20 protein-coding genes are annotated in these 20,612 nt (G+C 40.2%); 11 read left to right on the forward strand and 9 right to left on the reverse strand.

The genetic code is table 11. The features are described 5' to 3' along the window. The first annotated feature begins 16 nt into the window (after positions 1 to 16). The gene (locus F2A31_RS15370) at positions 17 to 706 is read left to right on the forward strand and encodes an FKBP-type peptidyl-prolyl cis-trans isomerase (protein WP_150027455.1); all 690 of its coding nucleotides are present in this window, start codon (positions 17 to 19) and stop codon (positions 704 to 706) included. A gap of 89 nt (positions 707 to 795) precedes the next feature. On the opposite strand, the gene F2A31_RS15375 is transcribed toward F2A31_RS15370, so the two are convergent. The 3 genes from F2A31_RS15375 to ampD all read right to left on the reverse strand — a co-directional run bounded on the left by F2A31_RS15375 (position 796) and on the right by ampD (position 4,234). After that, positions 796 to 1,986, reverse strand: coding sequence for a hypothetical protein (locus F2A31_RS15375; protein WP_150027457.1), 1,191 nt, complete (start codon positions 1,984 to 1,986; stop codon positions 796 to 798). A gap of 42 nt (positions 1,987 to 2,028) precedes the next feature. After that, a complete protein-coding gene (gene murJ / locus F2A31_RS15380) occupies positions 2,029 to 3,579 on the reverse strand; it encodes a murein biosynthesis integral membrane protein MurJ (protein ID WP_171490611.1) in 1,551 nt (516 codons plus the stop codon). Between the two features lie 88 nt (positions 3,580 to 3,667). Beyond that, on the reverse strand, positions 3,668 to 4,234 hold the full coding sequence (gene ampD, locus F2A31_RS15385; protein WP_150027461.1) for a 1,6-anhydro-N-acetylmuramyl-L-alanine amidase AmpD: 567 nt from the start codon (positions 4,232 to 4,234) through the stop codon (positions 3,668 to 3,670). Positions 4,235 to 4,377: 143 nt separating this feature from the next. Here ampD and nadC point away from each other — a divergent pair, with 143 nt between their 5' ends. Then, complete coding sequence (gene nadC, locus F2A31_RS15390; protein WP_150027463.1) at positions 4,378 to 5,223, forward strand: carboxylating nicotinate-nucleotide diphosphorylase; 846 nt, start codon at positions 4,378 to 4,380, stop codon at positions 5,221 to 5,223. Here the strand turns inward: nadC and F2A31_RS15395 are convergent. From F2A31_RS15395 to F2A31_RS15420, 5 genes are all read right to left on the reverse strand, one after another. After that, the gene (locus tag F2A31_RS15395; protein ID WP_113998007.1) at positions 5,220 to 5,411 is read right to left on the reverse strand and encodes an ABZJ_00068 family colistin stress protein; all 192 of its coding nucleotides are present in this window, start codon (positions 5,409 to 5,411) and stop codon (positions 5,220 to 5,222) included. The two genes, nadC and F2A31_RS15395, sit on opposite strands and share 4 nt — an antisense overlap. A 514-nt stretch (positions 5,412 to 5,925) precedes the next feature. Beyond that, entirely contained in the window at positions 5,926 to 8,106 is a 2,181-nt protein-coding gene (locus F2A31_RS15405) for a phosphocholine-specific phospholipase C (RefSeq protein WP_150027467.1), read from the reverse strand. A 317-nt stretch (positions 8,107 to 8,423) separates the two neighbouring features. Continuing rightward, on the reverse strand, positions 8,424 to 9,140 hold the full coding sequence (gene rph / locus F2A31_RS15410) for a ribonuclease PH (protein ID WP_004637386.1): 717 nt from the start codon (positions 9,138 to 9,140) through the stop codon (positions 8,424 to 8,426). A gap of 97 nt (positions 9,141 to 9,237) precedes the next feature. Then, entirely contained in the window at positions 9,238 to 10,380 is a 1,143-nt protein-coding gene (locus F2A31_RS15415) for a fatty acid desaturase family protein (RefSeq protein WP_171055756.1), read from the reverse strand. Between the two features lie 30 nt (positions 10,381 to 10,410). After that, entirely contained in the window at positions 10,411 to 11,436 is a 1,026-nt protein-coding gene (locus F2A31_RS15420; protein ID WP_150027470.1) for a ferredoxin reductase, read from the reverse strand. A 313-nt stretch (positions 11,437 to 11,749) separates the two neighbouring features. Here F2A31_RS15420 and F2A31_RS15425 point away from each other — a divergent pair, with 313 nt between their 5' ends. Together F2A31_RS15425 and F2A31_RS15430 are read left to right on the forward strand one after the other, a co-directional pair. Beyond that, the gene (locus F2A31_RS15425) at positions 11,750 to 12,400 is read left to right on the forward strand and encodes a TetR family transcriptional regulator (RefSeq protein WP_150027472.1); all 651 of its coding nucleotides are present in this window, start codon (positions 11,750 to 11,752) and stop codon (positions 12,398 to 12,400) included. Positions 12,401 to 12,506: 106 nt separating this feature from the next. Beyond that, positions 12,507 to 13,136 (forward strand): TetR/AcrR family transcriptional regulator, encoded by a 630-nt coding sequence (locus F2A31_RS15430; protein WP_150027474.1) that lies wholly within the window; start codon positions 12,507 to 12,509, stop codon positions 13,134 to 13,136. A gap of 118 nt (positions 13,137 to 13,254) precedes the next feature. Here F2A31_RS15430 and F2A31_RS15435 read toward each other — a convergent pair whose 3' ends face one another. Next, positions 13,255 to 13,875 carry a thiol:disulfide interchange protein DsbA/DsbL gene (locus F2A31_RS15435; RefSeq protein ID WP_150027476.1) on the reverse strand — a complete coding sequence of 207 codons (621 nt, stop codon included), beginning with the start codon at positions 13,873 to 13,875 and terminating at the stop codon, positions 13,255 to 13,257. A gap of 178 nt (positions 13,876 to 14,053) precedes the next feature. On the opposite strand from F2A31_RS15435, the gene ubiG reads away from it, so the two are divergent. From ubiG to F2A31_RS15470, 7 genes are all read left to right on the forward strand, one after another. Beyond that, the gene (ubiG, locus tag F2A31_RS15440) at positions 14,054 to 14,767 is read left to right on the forward strand and encodes a bifunctional 2-polyprenyl-6-hydroxyphenol methylase/3-demethylubiquinol 3-O-methyltransferase UbiG (protein ID WP_150027478.1); all 714 of its coding nucleotides are present in this window, start codon (positions 14,054 to 14,056) and stop codon (positions 14,765 to 14,767) included. Then, positions 14,764 to 15,465 carry an HAD family hydrolase gene (locus F2A31_RS15445; protein WP_171490612.1) on the forward strand — a complete coding sequence of 234 codons (702 nt, stop codon included), beginning with the start codon at positions 14,764 to 14,766 and terminating at the stop codon, positions 15,463 to 15,465. Before ubiG ends, F2A31_RS15445 begins: the two co-directional genes overlap by 4 nt. A gap of 30 nt (positions 15,466 to 15,495) precedes the next feature. Then, positions 15,496 to 16,242, forward strand: coding sequence for a YciK family oxidoreductase (locus F2A31_RS15450; protein WP_150027480.1), 747 nt, complete (start codon positions 15,496 to 15,498; stop codon positions 16,240 to 16,242). A 180-nt stretch (positions 16,243 to 16,422) separates the two neighbouring features. After that, a complete protein-coding gene (locus tag F2A31_RS15455) occupies positions 16,423 to 16,800 on the forward strand; it encodes an RcnB family protein (protein ID WP_150027482.1) in 378 nt (125 codons plus the stop codon). Between the two features lie 142 nt (positions 16,801 to 16,942). After that, positions 16,943 to 18,298, forward strand: a complete 1,356-nt coding sequence (gene argA, locus F2A31_RS15460) for an amino-acid N-acetyltransferase (protein ID WP_150027485.1) — start codon at positions 16,943 to 16,945, stop codon at positions 18,296 to 18,298. 309 nt (positions 18,299 to 18,607) lie between these two features. Continuing rightward, positions 18,608 to 19,597 carry a sulfonate ABC transporter substrate-binding protein gene (locus F2A31_RS15465; protein WP_150027487.1) on the forward strand — a complete coding sequence of 330 codons (990 nt, stop codon included), beginning with the start codon at positions 18,608 to 18,610 and terminating at the stop codon, positions 19,595 to 19,597. Positions 19,598 to 19,609: 12 nt separating this feature from the next. Continuing rightward, positions 19,610 to 20,599 (forward strand): aliphatic sulfonate ABC transporter substrate-binding protein, encoded by a 990-nt coding sequence (locus F2A31_RS15470; protein WP_150027489.1) that lies wholly within the window; start codon positions 19,610 to 19,612, stop codon positions 20,597 to 20,599. Positions 20,600 to 20,612: the final 13 nt, after the last annotated feature.

The following is a 20,612-nucleotide window of genomic DNA, read 5'->3' on the forward strand; positions in this document are numbered from 1 at the left end:
TATTTTGGAAGAAATAATGAAAAAATTAAGCTTAATTTTAATGAGTATGCTGATGGGTAACACTTATGCAGCACCAATCACTTTGAAAAGCCCACAACAAGAGCAACTGGGTTATAGCTACGGTTATTTAATGGGTAAAGGCAATGCCAATACCCTCAAAGATTTGAATATTGATGCTTTTATACAAGGACTAAAAGAAGCAACACAGGGCAAGCCTGCATCCTTAAGCGATGAAGAAATGGCAAACGTATTAAATCAGTATAAAAAGCGCATAGAAGCCAAGCAACTGATTGAGTTTCAAGAAATTGCCCAAGAGAATGACAAAATCGGCAAAGCATTCTTGGCAGAAAATCGTAAAAAAGCCAATATAGTAACCACAAGATCAGGTTTACAATATCAAGTACTTCAAGCAGGCAAAGGAAAGTCACCTAAAGCTAGTGCAACGGTAAAGGTTAACTATGAAGGACGTTTACTGGATGGTACAGTGTTTGATAGCTCAATTGCCCGCAATCAACCAGTCGAGTTCAAACTCAATCAAGTGATCCCTGGCTGGACTGAAGGACTACAAACCATGAAAGAAGGTGGCAAAAGTCGTTTCTTTATTCCATCAAACCTTGCTTATGGTGAAGTCGGTGCGGGTGATGCGATTGGCCCAAACAGCACTCTCATTTTTGAAATTGAGTTACTGGAAGTCTTATCAAAATAATAAGAGTATCCCAATTTTTCAAAGTATCTTTTAAATTAGATGTAAATTAATATATAAAAATACTTTGAAAAATTAACTCCAATCAAGTTTTATAGTTTAGAAGCCATATAAGAGTTATACATACGTATACAATTATGAAATTTTCTAAAATCAACAATATGCCTTTTTTGTTTTGTTTTTTCTAAAATATTTTGACATAATTTCTTTTCATTTCTAGATCTGAGTTCTTGATAATATTTATAGTAAAGGATGTTAACCTTTTGATTTTCTAAAAACCCCCACCATCCTATACCAAATGAACTCGTCAACTCATATGGACCATGCCCATTATTCTTTCCTAAGCTTGGATATTCCCATCTATAAATCCCATTTCGACCATCCATATAATTTGTTAAATATATTTTATTATTCCTTATCTTTACAACTCTCTCTAAGAATTGCTTCGCTAAACCTTTTCTAAAATTTTTATATAAATTAAATTCATAACTATTTACAGGATAAGAATTTTGTAAAGACAAAAGAATCTTAGGAACTCTAAAAAAATGTGAGGAATCTGCCACCATGTCTGTTAATGGCCGTTTTTCTTTCACAAGTTTAGTTTGATATCCTGCATATGCATGATCTTTATAATCATCATAATTACCTCTATCAAATAACCAACGACCATCCTCATCAAACCAACTTCTCTGTTTAAATACCTCTAAGGCGTAACGATTTATTTCTTTTAAGGTAGGATCTTTAGGATAAATTTTTGTTAGATTAGCAGCTATACCAAAACTAAAGAATTCTTCATCAATAATAATTCTTTTATATCCAACATCTTTATCTACACTTAGCTTCCACACAACTCTTTCTTTTAAATTATTAAATGGCTTTCTCCCCCATTGCCATGCTGGAATATCATACCAGACAGCCTTAATCTGTTTCAGTAAGTAGTTAGCCAAATCTTTATCTTTGTTTAATAGAGCGTATTCACTTAGGAAATATAGATATTGTAGCCCACTTAACCTCTCACCTTCAGCCTGTATATTTAATTCATTTTTTCCTGCTTTTAAGAATCGCTCTATATTTGCTTCAAAGTCTTTTTTTAGTTGCCGATCATCATATTTATAAGCATAGTGTAATGGAACCATTAGTGCATGAGAAGCATTATATCTGTCATTAGAACTCCAAGTATCCAGAGAAAGGTATACTTCTGCTCCTGACGTAATTATTTCTTGCGCGAAAGCTTGCTTACTAAATATCAATATTATGTACAACAAAATTATTCGTATAATCACTTTTATGTCCTGATAGAATATTTACGTTCTAATACACATTATTTAATGTTTCAAATGTCTTGGTCTAAACCCTGTTACGAATAATCCAATAACATAAGCAACCACACCAAGTACGCACAGACCCATGACCTCTGCAACACGTAACCACTGTGAAATATCACCTTGATACCATGTTAGGCCATACCACAATGCAGCAATCATCACGATATTGGCAACACTAAATTGGAAAGCGAGTTTCTTCCAGTGTGCCCCAAAGCGATAAATATTGCGCTTGTGCAAATAGTAATAGAGTAGGCCTGCATTCACTAAAGCCGAACCTGAAGACGCCATCGCCAATGCCATGTGCTCCGCCTCCCAACCATTCAATTTAAATAAACCGATGAAGAGAACATTTAAAATTGCATTCGCAGCAACAGCAATTAAACCCACACGCACAGGTGTTTTGGTATCTTGTTGTGCATAAAAACCAGGAGCAAAAACTTTAATCAACATAAATGAAATGACACCCGCGCTCATACATTGCAAGGCCAAAGCGGTCATTTGAGTATCTTCTAAGGTAAACTCACCTCGTTGGAATAAGGCCTGAATAATCGGTGTAGACAACATAAATAAAGCGATGCTGGCTGGAATGCCCACCAACATGATGATCTTTGCTGCCCAATCCAACATTCCTCTAAACTTCGTTTGATCCTGTTCCGCATGTCGAGCCGACAACGACGGTAAAATCACGGTACCAATCGCGACCCCAATCAAACCTAATGGCAGCTCAGTCATACGTTCAGCACTATACAACCATGATACTGAGCCATCTTGCATAAACGATGCCCAAATCGTGTTCAGTAATAAATTGATTTGAGTGACAGAAACACCAAATAACGCGGGCAGCATTAACTTTAAGATACGATCCACACCTTCGTGTTTAAAATCAACTTTTGGTGGAATCAGTAATTTCTTTTTCCATAATTCAGGGATCTGGATCGCCAGTTGAAGTACACCTGCTACCACCACTGCCCACCCTAGCGCCATGATCGGTTCTGCCATAAAAGGTGTCAGCCACCATGCACCTGCGATCATTGCAATGTTCAGTAGTACGGGGGCAAATGCAGGTGAGGCAAAAGAGCCATAACTATTTAAAATACTGCTGGCGAAAGCCGTCAGTGACATAAACATCAAATAAGGAATAGTCAGGCGGAACATATCTACTGCAAGTGCAAACTTCTCTGGATCCTTATGGAAGCCAGGTGCATAGATATAAATGATCACAGGCGCGGCAATCATTGCAATCAGCGTCAGCAATGACATCGCTGTTAATAAACAACCAAAAACACGACTAATGAGAATTTGTACTTCGGCATGGGTACGACTGGTTTTATATTCCGTCAAAACAGGAATAAAAGCTTGTGAAAATGCCCCTTCCGCAAACAACCGTCGAAAAAAGTTGGGAATACGAAACGCCACGACAAAGGTATCGAAGTCCTTACCTGCACCAAAAACATTGAGCAGTACAATGTCTCGTACCAATCCAAGTACTCGAGATAACATCGTCATTGCACTGACAATAACAGTCGATCGCCACAATGCCATCGCACTCACCTACGGCTTATTTTTCAAAAGCGTTATTGTAATAAAAGTTCAAACAAATTTCGTTGTAGAATCATAAATCTGATGCTGTTTTTTCATATCATTTGTATTTCGCGAGCATATTACGAAATAATTGCCAATCAAAATATGGGCCAGGATCAGTTTTACGCTGAGGTGCAATATCCGAATGTCCAGCAATATGGCGTTGAATCTTAGGATATGCTTGACGCAGTGTGTGCACCACCTCAACTAAAGCTTGATATTGTTCAGGCTCAAATGGCAGATCATCACTCCCCTCGAGTTCAATACCAATCGAATAATCATTGCATTCTTTTTGGGCAAGATAACTCGAACGGCCTGCATGCCATGAACGGTCCTGAAAATTCACAAATTGAATGACTTCACCTGTCCGCAAAATCAACAAATGAGCCGATACCTGCATACCTTCAATGGTCTGAAAATAAGGATGCACGGACCAGTCCAATTGATTCTGAAAAAACTGCTGAATATAACCACCACCAAACTGCGACGGCGGTAAGCTGATGTTATGGATCACAATCAATTGAATATCGGTATCAGGGGGGCGTACATTAAAATTTGGTGATGCAATCTGTGTTGCACCCAATAATATTCCATCTTGCACTTGCGTAAATCTAGATTGTGACATTGTGACTCGAATCAGCAATTTAATATTTATGTTTCCATTTTGACATGCTTTATCCAGAATAATCGAGATGAAATACTTATTTTTTAAGCCGAGGGTGCTAATATAAGCCCCAAGTTTTTTAGTCAAAATCTACTGGAAATGGTATGAGTATTCCTCAATCTTTGCTTGAACAATCTATTCAAATCAATATTCAACAAGCATTACAAGAAGATATTGGGGACGGTGATATCACCGCCATGCTCACACCAGCAGATGAACAAGCAACTGCAACCATTATTAGCCGTGAAGAAATGGTCTTGGCGGGTCAACCTTGGGTCAATGCACTGATTCAAGCTTATGACAACACGGTTCAAATCACTTGGTTAAAACAAGAAGGTGATGTTGTGGCTGCCAATGAAGCTTTTTTAAAGCTTGCAGGTTCAGCCCGTAGTTTATTGACAGTGGAACGTCCAGCTTTAAACTTTATCCAAACACTTTCAGCAGTTGCAACAAAAACAGCCAGTTATGTAAAACAACTTGATGGCTTACATACCAAACTACTCGATACACGAAAAACCTTACCGGGTTTACGCATCGCACAAAAATATGCAGTGGCTGTAGGTGGTGGTCAAAACCATCGTTTAGGTTTATTTGATGCCTTCCTGATTAAAGAAAATCACATCATGGCAGCGGGTGGTATTGCACAAGCTATTACTAAGGCCCATGAAATCGCGCCGGGTAAACCAGTCGAAGTTGAAGTTGAAACTTGGGACGAACTCAATCAGGCACTTGAGGCAGGTGCGGATATTGTCATGTTAGATAACTTTAGTCAGCAACAAATGATTGATGCTGTAAAACATGTTGCAGGTCGCTGTAAATTAGAAGCTTCTGGCAATATCACCATTGAGAATTTACGCGAAGTTGCGACGACAGGTGTGGATTACATTTCAATGGGTGTGCTCACCAAAGATGTAAGAGCTGTTGATTTATCGATGCGTTTTAATGCTTAAACCTGCTCGGAGTCATTTTTATTCATCGTTAATTGCTCAGTAAACGAAGCATCTGGTTTTGAATTATCAGATGCTTTGGTCTGTTCAGTCCACGCTGATTTTGACTCCGCCACATCATTTGGTCGCGGATCAACCGCCATTAATACAAACGTAACTGCAGTTAGAAATACCAGAAATATCTGTAGCATCATTTCCCCTATCATTCTTCATTTCAATTTTTGCTCAATCTATCAAAATAAAATGGGGTAAATCAGAGTGCTCTGTTACTTTATGCAAAAGCTGAGTGAGCTTATGTTTACCAGAGGAGTTCGCGCTACTTTCGTTTGATTGCATACACCCATATAATGCTAAGCAACTCAATTTAAAATAAAAATGAATTAGACAAAATGGATAGCATATTTGAAAGCGTATTTCATATCATTTTTAAAATTTTCAGATTCATTTTTATCGACATTATTTTGAGGATCATTGTACAAATTATTGTGGAAGGATTATTTCGCACCACAGGATATTTTCTTGTCCATTTTTATCGCCAACATCAACGTGTAAATTTTGATAGCGATGAAGTATGTATTGTCGGCTTTCTTGCTTGGCTGTTTATTATTTTATGCTGTGTTTACTGGCTCTTTATTCATTAGTATTTTAGCAATAAGTAGGCTAACACCTTGTTTAGCCTACTTACTGTCCGTTTAAATCAAAACTCTAGGATTCAACAAACCCCATATATGGATCTGAAATAGAGTCTTGATTGATTTCAATACGACCTGCAAAACGTCGACTATAACTTGGCTCATTTTCAATGCTCACGGTAAAATCATACCAACCACCAAAGTCAGACATGTCCCAGCTTAATTCGCTCTCAGTCGCAGTCGTTTCGATTTGCCATGTTTGATTAGGTAAATAGGCATTCGCCTTTACAATCAGCTTGGCAGTCTGCATCCCATCATTCCGTACTTTCAAGATTAGTTTAGGGTCGCACTCCTCCATACACACGCGAATCTCTGGCTGTGCTTGGGTTTGTACTGACTGTATTAAGTTTCCAGTGAAATGGCGATGAAAACCATTGGGTCCCAATACCCATAAATCATACTGTTCATCTTGAGTCTGCCATACATCATCTAATTGCTGACCCGCTTCAACCATATATCGACGTGGAGTCGCCTCTAAATTTAATTTGTTATATACATGAAATACTGCGGCATGTGTTCCTGTATTTGAAAACATCAGTTGCACGGTTTTACTCGATACATCAACTTTTGCACTGGTATGCAAAACATAAGGTAACGCTCGTGATGGCCGAATCCCCATCTCCTGTACTGGAAAGCTTTGATTTGAAGGTCGGCTGACTTGTGCCAAGCGCTCTTGTGCTTTACGAATCGCATCAGCCTCAGCTTTACTTTTCTGACCTGCAAGATTTGGCAAAGGTAAAAGATTTGGTGTTTTAAAATCAAAAGCAGAAGTCAAATCACCACAAACAGCACGACGATATGGGCTAATATTAGGTTCTTCAACGCCAAAACATTGCTCCAAGAAGCGAATCACAGAGGAGTGATCAAATACTTGTGAGTTTACCCAACCTCCACGGCTCCAAGGTGAAAGAATATACATCGGTACCCGGACACCAGGCCCATAGACGCCGATCCCATTACTCACTTTTGGATCAGTGAAATTGGGTTGACCTAAAGAGGCTTTGCCATGCGTGGCATATTCATAGGACATCTGCTCTTCATTTAAAGTCGACTTACCGTGTACTTCTCCTGAAGGATCCTTCGATGGTGCGCTAGGAGATGGTACATGATCAAAGAAACCATCATTTTCATCAAAGTTAATTAAGAATACCGTCTGGCTCCAGAGTTCAGGATTGTCTGTGAGCGCATTTAATAGCTCTTGGATATACCAAGCACCTTGTACAGGACTAGATGGGCCAGGATGCTCACTATAAGTTGCTGGTGCAATTACCCAACTCACTTGTGGCAATTGCCCTTGAGCAATATCATCTTTAAATGATGCCAAAAAACCACCATCTGGCATGGTATTGGCTATCCCTTTATATAATGGTTGTCGTGTATCAATCCTAGGGTCATAGGCAGGGCAAACTGTAAGTTGATTGACAGGTTTACCTGATAATTCATTGGCACGGCGGTACTTTTTAAAACCAGCTAAAGGATTATCAGTAAAGTTATCAGGCATATTTTGATAAACTTTCCATGTCACACCCGCTTGTTGTAAGCGCTCTGGGTAGGTCGTCCAATCATATCCAAAGATAGATGGTCCAATTGTATCTAAGTCATTGACAACACTGGCAACATTTGCAGCAGTTGGGCCATTGGTTCCAGTCCAAATAAACATACGATTTGAATTTGTTCCTGTATGCATTGCACAGTGATATGCATCACATAGCGTAAAAGCATTCGCTAAGGCAAATTGGAACTCAACTTCTTGTTGTTTGTAATAGCCCATCGACTGGGGTTGCTTGTATTTAACCCAATCTCCCATACGGCCATGATCCCAAGCGAACTGACCATCTGTCCATGAATGTGGTGTTCCACTCACACGTTGAGCATTGCCCTGAGTGCTGTCCAAATGATATGGATAAACTTTGTTTTTATTTGCGTCATATTGCTCCCAAACCTTTCGCTCTTGGCTAAGTGGAATAGTGAAGCGATCACCAAAACCTCGTACTCCTTTCAATGTGCCAAAATAATTGTCAAAAGAACGGTTTTCTTGGGTCAAGATCACCACATGTTTGACATCTTTGATCGTTCCTGTCTCTACTTTAGCATCGATAGCGAGGGCTTTTTGGATACTGAGTGGGAAGCTCGTAAGTGCAGCCGTTCCAAACAAAGCTTTGGTTGAATTCAATAAAAAATCACGACGATTCATAGGTTATATGTCCTTAATTATTATTCTTATGGGGCGCAATGAATTTTGCAGTTTGATGTTGGTGGCTTTGGATTTGGCGTTGTGTTATTGGTATCGCCATTATTATTTTCGTCGCATGCACTTAATAAGAGAAAGCTACTGCTTAACAGGGCAAATAAGAAATATCGCATTTTACTATCCGTTAAAATATTCGTGCAGATAGTCAATACAATGTAAATGACAGTTCAATGATGGATTTATAGCAATTCGATGACATCTTCATCGATAAAAAAAAGGCGGTCTAAAAAAACCAGACCGCCCGCACTATCAACTGGAACTTACCAACCGAGTGCTTGCTGTTGCTTTTGAATCAATTCTGCGATTCCTTTTTCTGCAAGCTCTAACATGGCATTACACTGTTGACGAGTAAACGGTTTATCTTCTGCCGTTCCTTGAATTTCAATAAATTCACCCGCTTGTGTCATCACCACATTTAAATCTGTTTGGCAATTTGAATCTTCTTCGTAGCATAAATCGAGGAGAACTTCGTCTTGATACATTCCCACCGAGATTGCAGCGATCAGACCTTTTAAAGGGTCTTGTTTAATTTTTTTGTTGCTGAGCAATACATTCATTGCATCAACCAAAGCCACTGCTGCACCTGTAATTGCTGCAGTACGCGTTCCGCCATCCGCTTGGATCACATCACAGTCAATCGTAATAGTGTTTTCACCTAACTTCTTCAAATCCACCATGGCACGCAAACTACGACCAATCAAACGTTGAATCTCTTGAGTACGACCACTTTGTTTACCGCGTGCTGCTTCACGATCACTACGGGTATGTGTTGAACGCGGTAACATGCCATATTCAGCAGTCACCCAACCTTGCCCTTGTCCTTTTAAAAATCGTGGAACAGAGTTGTCAATGCTTGCTGTACACAGCACTTTGGTATGACCAAACTCAACCAAAACTGAACCTTCAGCGTAACGGGTATAGTTACGGGTAATTTTTACCTCTCGTAATTGGTCTAATGCTCTCTGGTCAATACGCATAATGATTCCTTAAAACTATGGCACAAAAGTAATTGCGCCATAGTATAGCTCATTTGCCTACCTATTCCGTTTTACTTATTCGTTACAATTCACTCATTTAAGCAAACTTCAATTTTGCTTTCAGTTTGCTTATTGCTTGGGCAAGGTGGCTACCGACATCATTTGGCAATGAACATTTGGCTAAACGAACCCAAACCGTCCAAAACTGCTTCATAAAGTTCGCTTCGTTATAGTTGATACCATATTCAGCACATAACGCTCTGATTTTAGGTGCAACTTCTTCATAACGATTGGCTGGCATATCTGGGAATAAATGGTGTTCAATCTGATGGCTTAAATTACCACTCATAAAGTGCATCCATTTCCCACCGGTGAAGTTACTTGAACCACGAATTTGGCGTAAGTACCATTCAGCCTTGGTTTCATTTTCCGTATTGTCGGCTTCAAAAGTTTCAGCATCTTCGGTGAAGTGACCATTAAAAATCACTGCCGATGACCAAAGATTACGGATAATGTTCGCCACTGCATTTCCAGCTAACACAGGAATAAAGTTAATGGTCGCAATCGCAGGGAAAAATACGTAATCTTTTAGAACTTGGCGTTTGGCTTTTTTACGGAACTCAGCAGCGTCTGCCCATACCTGTTTCCAGGTTTTGGTTTTATAGACTAAAGCATCTTCCAAATGTAAATTTTGTACGCCCACATACCACTGGAAAAAGAACATCAATTGCAATGCCAATGGAATATTCGCCAAGTGACGGACTTCCCATTTCTGATCTTCACTTACGCGTAAAATACCATAGCCGACATCGTGGTCTTTACCAACGATATTGGTGTAAGTATGGTGCATATAGTTATGCGTATAACGCCAGTCATTGCCTGAACAGGTATTGTCCCAATCATAGTCTTCACCACGTAAACTTGGATCATTCAGCCAGTCAAACTGGCCATGCATAACATTGTGTCCAAGCTCCATGTTTTCTACGATTTTAGAAACGCCCAGCATTGCTGTTCCGACTAACCATACAGGTGGAATCCAGCCTCCAAACATCAACATGCTACGTGAAGCAATCTCGGTATAACGCACAAAATTACGTACTTTGTAGATATATTTCGAATCTTGTTCACCAAGGTTTTGCATCACCTCAAGACGAATTGCTTCTACACGACGACCAAACTCTGCAACTTGCTCAGGTGTTAAATGGGCCGATTTGGATGCTGTTTTAAACTCTAATGCCATATTCATTGTGATAATCCTCAATATTTCTTTTTATAGGTCAATCGTGACTGGGCTAAGCGCCTGACTCACACATAATTTGATTGCGCGGTTCGGTTGATCATCAATTTCACCCGTGATCACATTTTGTGTCACGCCGCTGACTTTGGTACAGCTACAGCGGTTACATACACCCATACGGCAACCATGTTGTGGGCGTAAACCTGCTTGTTCTGCACTACTTAGGAGATTCGTCGTTGCAATAAAGTTCTGTTGTGCACGGCGGAAGGTAATCTGTTGAGCTTCATTGGACTGTTCCAACTGCACAGGTTGGAAGAATTCCTGATGGAAATTTTCTGCTGCGCCATGTTGCATATAGATCTCTTGTGCTTGACGCATCATGCTGTGGTGACCACATGCATAGGCTTGAATTTCTTTAAAATTCGGTACCAATTGCTCTAACAAAGCTGTATCTAAATGCTGTTTGGCTACAGAGGTATTAAAGAAATGGTATTTTAGCTGTGGATATTGTTTCGCCAAATCCACGATCTCTTGATGGAACACTTCAGCACGGTTGAAGTACAACACATGAATTTCTTTTAAGTTCTGTGCAATCGCTTGTTTCAATAAAGAATAGATGGCAGTGATACCAGAACCTGATGCAATTAATAGTGCGGGTTGCTGCCCTTGGTGCAAAACAAAATCACCTTGTGCTTGCGAGATTTCAACACAATCACCCACGTGTAAAAGCTGAGCTGCACTAGAGACTAGACCTTGCACTTTGATTCCCAGACGGATCTCTCCTTGCGGCGTAATATCAATAATTGAATAACTACGCTGATGATAAATCCCCTGAATCATCAAGGTAATCAAAATACTTTGTCCTGCACTTACTTGCGAAAGATCAAAGTTATGATTTGGCTTTAAAGTCAATAAAACCATATCTGTACTTAATGAGCGTACTGCTGTCACTTCAGCAAGAATACGTTTCCAAGCAAAAGTTGGTTTTATTTTTTGCAAAACAAAATCAACAAAATCTTCTCTAACCCAGTGTGGCTGATACCCTAACTTTGCGTTCATACGTTCCTCGTTTTGTATCTGGCTATTTATATTGAGTGAACAAATGTTCATGTAGTGAACATGTGTACACTATATTCACTTGTGTTCACTGAGTCAACACTTGTTCACTAATTTTCTGAGTGTTTTTTACTCTTTTTTATAAATGCTTAAATTCTCTTGAAAAAAACAACGCCTTGAGGAGATACTAAACCTGCTGAAAATGTGACTGAATTTGCCAAAAGCTAAAAAGTGTCTGATTGAGCAATGGATTAAAGCTAAAAAAAAGCTATTTTTTTTGCTAGACTCTATCGTATGGTTTTAATGGATCTTATTCATGTCGATTAGAGATGAACGAAAACAACAGAGTCGGCAAGCTCTACTGGATGCAGCACTTCACCTCAGTACCTCTGGGCGCTCATTTAGTAGTATTAGTTTGCGAGAAGTTGCTCGCGAGGTTGGTTTAGTACCAACAGCGTTTTATCGTCATTTCCAAGATATGGAAGCACTGGGGCAAGAGCTCGTTGATCAAGTCTCTTTACATCTCAAAAGTCTGATTCATCAACTCGGTCAAAGCTATCTAAAACATAGTGGGGCCGCTAAAACCCGCACCAGTATTGAGTTGTTCGTACAAGCGGTCAATCATAGCCCGCAACAATGGCAGTTTATGATTGCCGAACGTTGGGGCGGATCTGAAACGGTAAGAATCGCAATTGCACGTGAAATTGAGTTTTTGATTGAAGATCTCGCCATTGATCTCTGCAAGCTTGAAACCTTCAAGCACATTAAAGACGCCAAACACTTACAAGTCTTATCCACCATTTTAATCAATATGTCATTTACTTGGGCAATGACATGGATCAACCTACCTAAACAGTTTGAAATTGACGATTTACTAGAACAACAAAACCTTTTTATAGACAACGCAACCACTCAGGTACGTTTGTTATTTAACGGGATCTCAAATTGGGAACCACAAAACGCTTGACCACATCAAAATCAAAGTTTGATATATAAAAGCATTGCTTCGCGTTATTATGCATTAGACAATAATGCAATGCCGTTTAGAACACTATGAGGAGCTTATAAGCATCATGAATCCTGATCGTCATACACAGTTCTTAATTCGCAAAGAAAAAATTTTGCAGGTTGCTGAAAAACTATTACTAGAAAACAACCAAGAAATGACCCTAGATGAACTGGTTGCCGAACTGGACATTGCCAAAGGTACACTATACAAACATTTCCGCAGCAAAAACGAACTGCTACTGGAACTTATTATTCAAAATGAAAAAGAAATTTTAAAAATTTCAGATAAATATAATACTGATGTCAAAGAATATGCGCCTCGCTATATGCTCTATCATCTAAAAGCACCAAGTCGTACGATTCTATTGCATCAATTAGAAGAACATCTCACCATGACTGAATCAAAGTTAAAACATCTCTTTGATGAGCTCTATGAAATTCGTCAGCAACGTATTGTTTCTTTGAAAGAAATGACCGAAAAATATTTAAAGTCGCAAAATTATGACATGTCGATTCGTGATTATTTATCTTATATTTGGTCACTGACCTATGGCGCAGCCTTATTATTAAATTCAAGCTATTACCAACGCTCAATCGGCTCACGGGAAAAATTAATTAACCTTTATGTCAATCAGGCTCTATCGTTGCCTACACAGAAAGTTCAGATCGATATCCAAGCGCTTGATAATGAGTAGAAACTCTTAATTTTCCAGCTATACATCTCTGATCGTCCCCTCATCCTCTTACCTAACCACATTAAAAAAGGACTGCAGCTATTGCCCAGTCCTTTACATTTGGGTTAAAGAGCAATTTTTATTTGCCTTTACGCTCTTTTTCTAGCAAGAAGTCAACCACTTGGGTGACTTTTTCATCTTCACCCTGTACCACATATTTCCCGTTTACTACGACTGCAGGTACGCCTGTCAATTGGTACTGTTGTGCCAACTGATTTGATTCCGCAATTTTTGCAGTAATTGGGAAAGAGTTAAACATACTATTAAATTTCTGTTCTGGCACACCGTAACGCGCAAAGAACTTCGCTTGAGAGGCTTGGTCAAAGATCTGCTGACCACCCTCATGAATCGCATGGAACAATGGAATATGGGTTCTCTTCCGAACACCAAGCGCTTCTGACACATAGTAACCACGCGCACCTTGCTCCCACACCTTATTCATGGCTGCTGGTGTACGAAGGAAATACACATCTTTTGGAATTTTCTTTAACCAAGTTTGCATATGCGGCTCAAGGTTATAGCAGTGACCACAGCCATACCAGAAAAATTCACGGACTTCGTATTGTCCTGCTGGCGCGACCGTTTTTCCAGGATTGGCCACCACCGTATAGTCTTTACCTTCAACAAAATTCGCAGCCATTGCATTCATTGAAAACGTCAACGCAACTGCACTTAAACCACCGAGTACTAACTTTTTCATTGCCTGTGCTTTTCCTCTAAGCATTTTTCGTAAGTTTATATGCTAAATATAAAGCAAACTCGATTAATTCGTTTTTCTTATGTGAAGTTTTTTATTGGATTTATCGCTTTTTTTGCCAGAATCGCTACACTACCAAAAGATTAAACTGAAATAATCATCCTAATATAGAGGTGACACCATGTCGCAATTGAATGTTGACCCGCAAGAAATCGCAAAATTTGAAGCATTGGCTGCCAAATGGTGGGATCAACATTCGGAATTTCGCCCACTCCATCAAATCAACCCATTACGCCTAAACTGGATCGATGAACGAGCTGGTGGTTTAGCGGGCAAAAAAGTCCTCGATGTTGGCTGTGGTGGCGGAATTCTGGCAGAAAGCATGGCACGTCGTGGTGCCGATGTCCTCGGCATTGATATGGGCGAAGCACCACTTGCCGTTGCACGCCTGCATGCCCAGCAAGAAAATGTACAAAATATCGAGTATCGCCAAATTCCTGTTGAACAGCTGGCACTAGAGCAAGCGGGTCAATATGATGTGGTGACCTGCATGGAAATGATGGAGCACGTGCCTGATCCTGCATCAATTGTTCAGGCCTGCCAAAACTTAGTGAAACCAGGTGGTCATGTATTCTTTTCAACCATTAACCGCAATCCGAAATCGTATTTATTTGCGATTATTGGTGCCGAATACGTGCTTCGTTTACTGCCAAAAGGCACACATGATTATCATAAGTTCATTCGCCCTTCAGAAATGGCACATGATATTCGCAATGCAGGTCTGAGCCTGAAGGAAATGACAGGATTACATTACAACCCGATTACCAAGCATTACTGGCTAGCACCCAATGTTGATGTGAATTATATGGTACATACGATCAATACAGGTGCATGATGAAAGCGGTTTTATTTGATCTAGATGGCACCTTAATTGATACTGCAGCTGACTTTATTCGAATCATTCAGCAAATGTGTCGAGATGAACAACGTCCAGTCATTGATGCAGAACTCATTCGCACCCAAGTATCTGAGGGTGCACGTGCCATGGTGAAATTGGTTTATCCCGAATTAGAACTCACTGATCCTATTTTCTTAGCACACCGCCAACGCTTTTTAGATGTGTATGGTGACAACATCGTCGTTGATACCGATCTATTTGAGGGTATGTATCCATTACTTGAAGAACTTGAGGCAAATCAAATTCCTTGGGGAATCGTGACCAATAAACCGCGTGGTTTGAGTGAATCCTTATTGGCTGAACTAAAACTGACTGAACGTTGCGCAGTTCTGGTTTGTCCTGAAGATGTGAGTAAAACCAAACCAGATCCGGAACCCATGTATTTAGCAGCAAAACAGTTGCAGATTGATCCTCAAGAGATTATTTATGTGGGAGATCATCCCCGTGATATTGATGCTGGTCGTCACGCAGAGATGTACACTATTCTAGCTGCATATGGTTACTTACCTATAGAATCTCGTGATGATCTTAACGCATGGCAAGCAGATGCCATTATTCACACTGTTGCTGAGCTTCAACAATTGCTCCAACAGAAAATCACAGTTTTAGCAGAAAATCAGGGTATGATGAGTTAAACAACTCAGAGAATAACAGGAGGCATAACAATGAAATATTCAGAATATCAACCTCGCCCAGATCTGCTTAAAGATCGCATTATCTTAATCACAGGTGCTGGTGATGGGATCGGACGAGCTGCTGCGATGAGTTATGCCCTTCATGGTGCAACGGTGGTATTACACGGTCGTACCTTAAATAAACTTGAAGTCATTTATGATGAAATTGAAGCTTTAGGTGCTCCGCAACCCGCTATTCTCCCATTACAACTCTCAACGGCATCGAGTCACGATTATGAGCTTTTAGTCGATACCTTAGAACAGCAGTTTGGTCGTTTAGATGGTATTTTGCACAATGCTGGCATGTTAGGTGATCGTGTAGCCCTCGCCGATTATCCTGTGGATGTTTGGGATGATGTCATGGCGGTAAATTTACGCGCACCTTTTGCTTTAACTCAAGCGTTATTACCTTTACTCGAAAAATCAGAACATGCTTCTGTGATTTTTACCAGTTCAGGTGTTGGGCGTGAAGCACGTGCATTGTGGGGTGCTTATTCTGTTTCCAAAATTGCGACGGAAGCCATGAGCAAAATATTTGCTTTAGAAAACAGCTTCCCAAACATTCGCTATAATTGTATTAATCCAGGCGGTACACGTACTGCCATGCGTGCTAAAGCTTACCCAGATGAAGATCCAAAAGTGTTACCTACACCGGACAGCATCATGCCTGCCTATCTTTATCTGATGGGTGATGATAGCTTAGACATGAACGGGCAAAGTATTGATGCTCAAGATTAAGATCTGTTGCCATTTAGACTTTATGACAATAATTCCAAACAGTATTAAAGACTGACCTGATGCAGAGAGCTGCTGAGATTATCTTCATCTTTTTAAAGGAACAACGAATTGATCTTCACAGTTTCTCTGCATTTTTAAGGTACAGTTTTCACATGAGAGACATCCGATATTAGGTGTATCATGAAAAAAATTTTCATTATTTTGATGTTAGGTTCAACTGCCTTGTTGGGAAGTGTGACAAGTTTTGCAAGTCCTCCATTTGACCGCAATGAAGATGCGCGTGGCAAACATGGTCGCAATTTTGAACGTTCAGATAATGACAACCGGATGCGTGAACGTCGTATGCGCGAGGAACGTGGTGTAGAGCGCTTGAAACAACATCGCTGGCAAGCGGGATATGTCATGCCTCAACACTATCGCGGTAATGGCTACAAGATTGATTATAAAGAAAATAATCTACCAAAGCCGGGGCGTAATCAACAATGGTATAAAATTAATAACGACTATATCTTAGTTAACTCGGATGATAATAGTATTGTCAGTATACGGGCATTCTAAACGTGCCGCATTGATTTACACTTGATTCATGTCGAACTAGATTGCACTCAAACCTCATTTGAGTGCTTTTTATTAAACTAAATCATGTGAGTTTGAGTTTTTTTGTTTAGAATCATCTCATATCTGTTGATTTGAGATCGGTATGCCTAGTAAGCCTGTAGAAAAATTGCATAACAACACCCAACATTATGTACATTGGTTTCGCCATTCTGCACCTTATATTAATGCACACCGAGATAAAACGTTTGTTCTGATGTTCGGTGGTGAAGCCGTTCAACATGAAAATTTTCAGCATATTATTCACGATATTGCCCTGCTGCATTCTTTAGGCATTCGCTTAATTCTTGTACATGGCGCACGTCCTCAGATTAATCAAAATCTACATCAACAACAGATCGAAACACCGTTTCATCAAAATCGTCGCATTACCACACGCGAATCTCTACGTGGTGTAATGAATGCCGTCGGTTCAATTCGCCTAGAAATTGAAGCTCTATTATCCATGGGTTTAGCCAATTCGCCGATGTACGGCGCACGCATTGATGTTGTTTCAGGCAATTTCGTGACTGCAAAACCTTATGGTATTCGTGAAGGAATCGACTTCCAACTCACAGGCGATGTACGTTCGATTGATACCGATGCAATTCAACGTCATTTAGATAATCATAATATTGTTTTATTAGGGCCAACAGGCTATTCGACCACGGGTGAAGTCTTTAATTTACTCGCTGAAGAAGTCGCAACCAAAACGGCAACTGCATTAAACGCCGATAAACTGATTTTCTTAGGTGAAAAACAAGGGCTAATCAATGATCAACAACAACTGCTACGCGAGTTAAGTCCGCGTCAACTTGAACCCTATATTCAACAATTCCAATCACAATATCCTGAGTTTGCCTTACACCTCAAACAAGCTCAACAGGCATCATTGTCTGGTGTACATCGTGTGCATCTAATTTCTTATGCGTATGATGGTGCATTAATTGAAGAACTATTTACACGTGATGGGGTCGGTACACTAATCACAGATGCTCACTATGAGGAGGTACGAATCGCCAATATTCAAGATGTCGGTGGTTTGATTAACCTACTTCGCCCACTCGAACAAGAAGGGATTCTGGTCTATCGCTCACGCGAACTTCTTGAAAGCGAAATTGAGCAATTTGCTGTGATTGAACGTGACGGCATGATTCTAGCCTGTGCGGCACTCTACCCCATCCCTACAGGAGAAAATGAAATCCGTTCAGCAGAAATTGCCTGCGTTGCTGTGGATTCAAACTATCGAAAATCCAATCGTGGCAGCCAGATCTTGCAATTTCTAGAAACTAAAGCCAAGCAACAAGGCATTCAACAACTGTTCGTGCTGACCACTCGCACGGCCCACTGGTTCTTGGAACAAGGCTTTATCGCAGCTAGCATCGATGATTTACCCAATGCTCGCCAAGCGCTCTATAACTATCAACGTAACTCCTTAGTCTTTAAAAAAGTTTTAGTTTGAGTTCATTTAGGTTGTAGATATTTTTATTTCTCATAAAGATATCTACAACACATCAATATTACTGATTGATCTAAAATAAAAAATAGTCGTTTTCTTAAAATACCAAAATTAATTAAACTAAAAACAATACCTTATAAACTTTTCTGATGATCTCGTATATACAAAGCATGGCTAAGCTTATGCAATCTTGTGTTTTGCACTTTTACTTATAAATAAAGCCTAATTCGTTATTTTTTCTATCATAGAAAAAGTTTTAGCGTGGTTGCTCATCTTAATTCAATCTTTGATTTTTTGGGGAGCACAACCAACATGATCATTTCAAGCAATCACTCATGGTCATATCTCATCATTGCAGCGAGCCTTGCCAGTTTGATGGGAATCACAGGTTGTACAAAGAAACCTGAGCAGCAAGCAACAACACAACAAGAAACCACAACATTCAATATCGGCTTTCAAAAGTATGGCATCTTGCCGATCGTTAAAACAAAAGGTGAATTAGAAAAACGTCTTGCTGCTCAGGGAATCAAGGTGAAATGGATTGAGTTCCCAGCGGGTCCCCAGCTTCTGGAAGGTTTGAATGTAGGAAGTGTGGTTTTTGGTGAAGCAGGCGAAGCGCCACCGATATTCGCACAAGCAGCGAATCCCAATTTGATTTATGTCGCCAACCAACCACCTGCTCCAACAGCTGAGGCATTAATCGTTCAAAAAGACTCACCTATACAATCGATCCAAGACCTAAAAGGTAAACGCATCGCACTCAATAAAGGCTCGAATGTGCATTACCTCCTCCTTAAACTACTTGAAGCTCACAATCTCAAGCTCAGTGATATTCAACCTGTTTATTTACCGCCTTCAGATGCACGTGCGGCCTTTGAAAAAGGCGTGGTTGACGCTTGGGTTATTTGGGATCCGTTCCTTGCTGCAGCCGAGCATCAAATCCAAGCCCGAGTGATTGCCAACGGCGAAAATCTGGTGAACAACCACCAATTTTATTTGGCAGATCGCCAATATGCGGAGAACAATCCAGCAGTCTTACAAACAGTGATTACCACACTGAATCAAACCACAGACTGGGTCAAAGCACATCCTGAAGATGCAGCAAAACTACTCGAAAAGCCGACTGGTCTTGGGTTTGATGTGTTAAAGACCTCGATATCTCGTATGGGTTTTGGCGTTCAACCTATTTCAGAAAAGGTTGTGACAGAACAACAAGATGTTGCTAACGCGTTCTTCGCGCAACAACTGATTCCAAAGCAACTTGTGATTCAAGATGCCGTATTAAAGAACAACATTCGATAATAGGGGATCATCATGACGTTATTAGCGAAAGTTTCTATTCTCGGCTTACTGATCTCTGCATTTTCAATCAGTGGCTGCCAAAAGACCGAATCTCAAAATACGGATAAAGCGGCTTCAAGCAATCAACACACGGCGATCAAAACACTGACAATTGGCTTCCAGAAATCATCACTCGCTTTATTGGTTGCAAAACAACAAAAACTCTTTGAACAAGAATTTCCCAAGACCAAAATTGAATGGCGTGAATTTCCAGCAGGGCCACAAATGTTAGAAGCGCTTGCCGTTGGTGCGGTTGACTTTGGCTATGTCGGGAATACACCTCCCATTTTTGCACAAGCCGCAGCAAAACCGTTACGTTACATTGCCTATGAAGTCGTTCCAGCCACTGGTCAAGCGGTATTGGTTCATGCTGAGGATCAAATTGATACCCTTCAAGATTTGAAAGGCAAGCGTATCGCTGTACAAAAAGGGTCAAGTGCTCATGAGCTACTTGCAAAAACATTGCAAAAAGCAGGCTTATCATGGCATGACATTCAACCAATTTGGTTACCGCCTGCCGATGCCCGTGCAGCATTTGATAAACAAGCCGTAGATGCATGGGCGATTTGGGAACCCTACCTAGGTACTGCCGAGCTACAAGGTCATACCAAAACCTTGATCGATGGCTCAGCTTTTCCTACCACTTATTCTTTTTATATTGGCAATCCAAGCTTCATTCAAAAGCATCCAGAGTCTGCCCTCAAGTTAATAAAGACCATCAATCTTGCAGATCAGTGGATTGTGCAACACCAAGACCAAGCCTTACAGATCTATGTAAATAGTACTGGGTTAAGCACTCCTGTAGCACAACGTGTACTCGATAAAAGACCGAAACCCTCTCCTGTTCAACCACTGACCACTGAAGTAATTCAGCATCAGCAACAAATTGCCGATTTATTTAAACAAGAGCAATTGATTCCTGTGCACATTGATATCCAGCACAGTGTTTGGACAACTCAATAAAGATTGATTTTAT

The organism is Acinetobacter suaedae (assembly GCF_008630915.1).
GTDB classification, from domain to species: domain Bacteria; phylum Pseudomonadota; class Gammaproteobacteria; order Pseudomonadales; family Moraxellaceae; genus Acinetobacter; species Acinetobacter suaedae.

What these genes read in the sequence shown, in the direction of transcription:
- ubiG (WP_150027478.1), top strand. Translation starts at nt 14,054, where the DNA reads ATGTCGCAATTGAATGTTGACCCGCAAGAAATCGCAAAATTTGAAGCA.
- F2A31_RS15455 (WP_150027482.1), top strand. Translation starts at nt 16,423, where the DNA reads ATGAAAAAAATTTTCATTATTTTGATGTTAGGTTCAACTGCCTTGTTG.
- F2A31_RS15465 (WP_150027487.1), top strand. Translation starts at nt 18,608, where the DNA reads ATGATCATTTCAAGCAATCACTCATGGTCATATCTCATCATTGCAGCG.
- nadC (WP_150027463.1), top strand. Translation starts at nt 4,378, where the DNA reads ATGAGTATTCCTCAATCTTTGCTTGAACAATCTATTCAAATCAATATT.
- F2A31_RS15435 (WP_150027476.1), bottom strand. Translation starts at nt 13,875, where the DNA reads ATGAAAAAGTTAGTACTCGGTGGTTTAAGTGCAGTTGCGTTGACGTTT.
- ampD (WP_150027461.1), bottom strand. Translation starts at nt 4,234, where the DNA reads ATGTCACAATCTAGATTTACGCAAGTGCAAGATGGAATATTATTGGGT.
- F2A31_RS15445 (WP_171490612.1), top strand. Translation starts at nt 14,764, where the DNA reads ATGATGAAAGCGGTTTTATTTGATCTAGATGGCACCTTAATTGATACT.
- F2A31_RS15420 (WP_150027470.1), bottom strand. Translation starts at nt 11,436, where the DNA reads ATGAACGCAAAGTTAGGGTATCAGCCACACTGGGTTAGAGAAGATTTT.
- rph (WP_004637386.1), bottom strand. Translation starts at nt 9,140, where the DNA reads ATGCGTATTGACCAGAGAGCATTAGACCAATTACGAGAGGTAAAAATT.
- F2A31_RS15370 (WP_150027455.1), top strand. Translation starts at nt 17, where the DNA reads ATGAAAAAATTAAGCTTAATTTTAATGAGTATGCTGATGGGTAACACT.
- F2A31_RS15415 (WP_171055756.1), bottom strand. Translation starts at nt 10,380, where the DNA reads ATGGCATTAGAGTTTAAAACAGCATCCAAATCGGCCCATTTAACACCT.
- F2A31_RS15430 (WP_150027474.1), top strand. Translation starts at nt 12,507, where the DNA reads ATGAATCCTGATCGTCATACACAGTTCTTAATTCGCAAAGAAAAAATT.
- F2A31_RS15450 (WP_150027480.1), top strand. Translation starts at nt 15,496, where the DNA reads ATGAAATATTCAGAATATCAACCTCGCCCAGATCTGCTTAAAGATCGC.
- F2A31_RS15405 (WP_150027467.1), bottom strand. Translation starts at nt 8,106, where the DNA reads ATGAATCGTCGTGATTTTTTATTGAATTCAACCAAAGCTTTGTTTGGA.
- argA (WP_150027485.1), top strand. Translation starts at nt 16,943, where the DNA reads ATGCCTAGTAAGCCTGTAGAAAAATTGCATAACAACACCCAACATTAT.
- F2A31_RS15395 (WP_113998007.1), bottom strand. Translation starts at nt 5,411, where the DNA reads ATGCTACAGATATTTCTGGTATTTCTAACTGCAGTTACGTTTGTATTA.
- F2A31_RS15470 (WP_150027489.1), top strand. Translation starts at nt 19,610, where the DNA reads ATGACGTTATTAGCGAAAGTTTCTATTCTCGGCTTACTGATCTCTGCA.
- F2A31_RS15425 (WP_150027472.1), top strand. Translation starts at nt 11,750, where the DNA reads ATGTCGATTAGAGATGAACGAAAACAACAGAGTCGGCAAGCTCTACTG.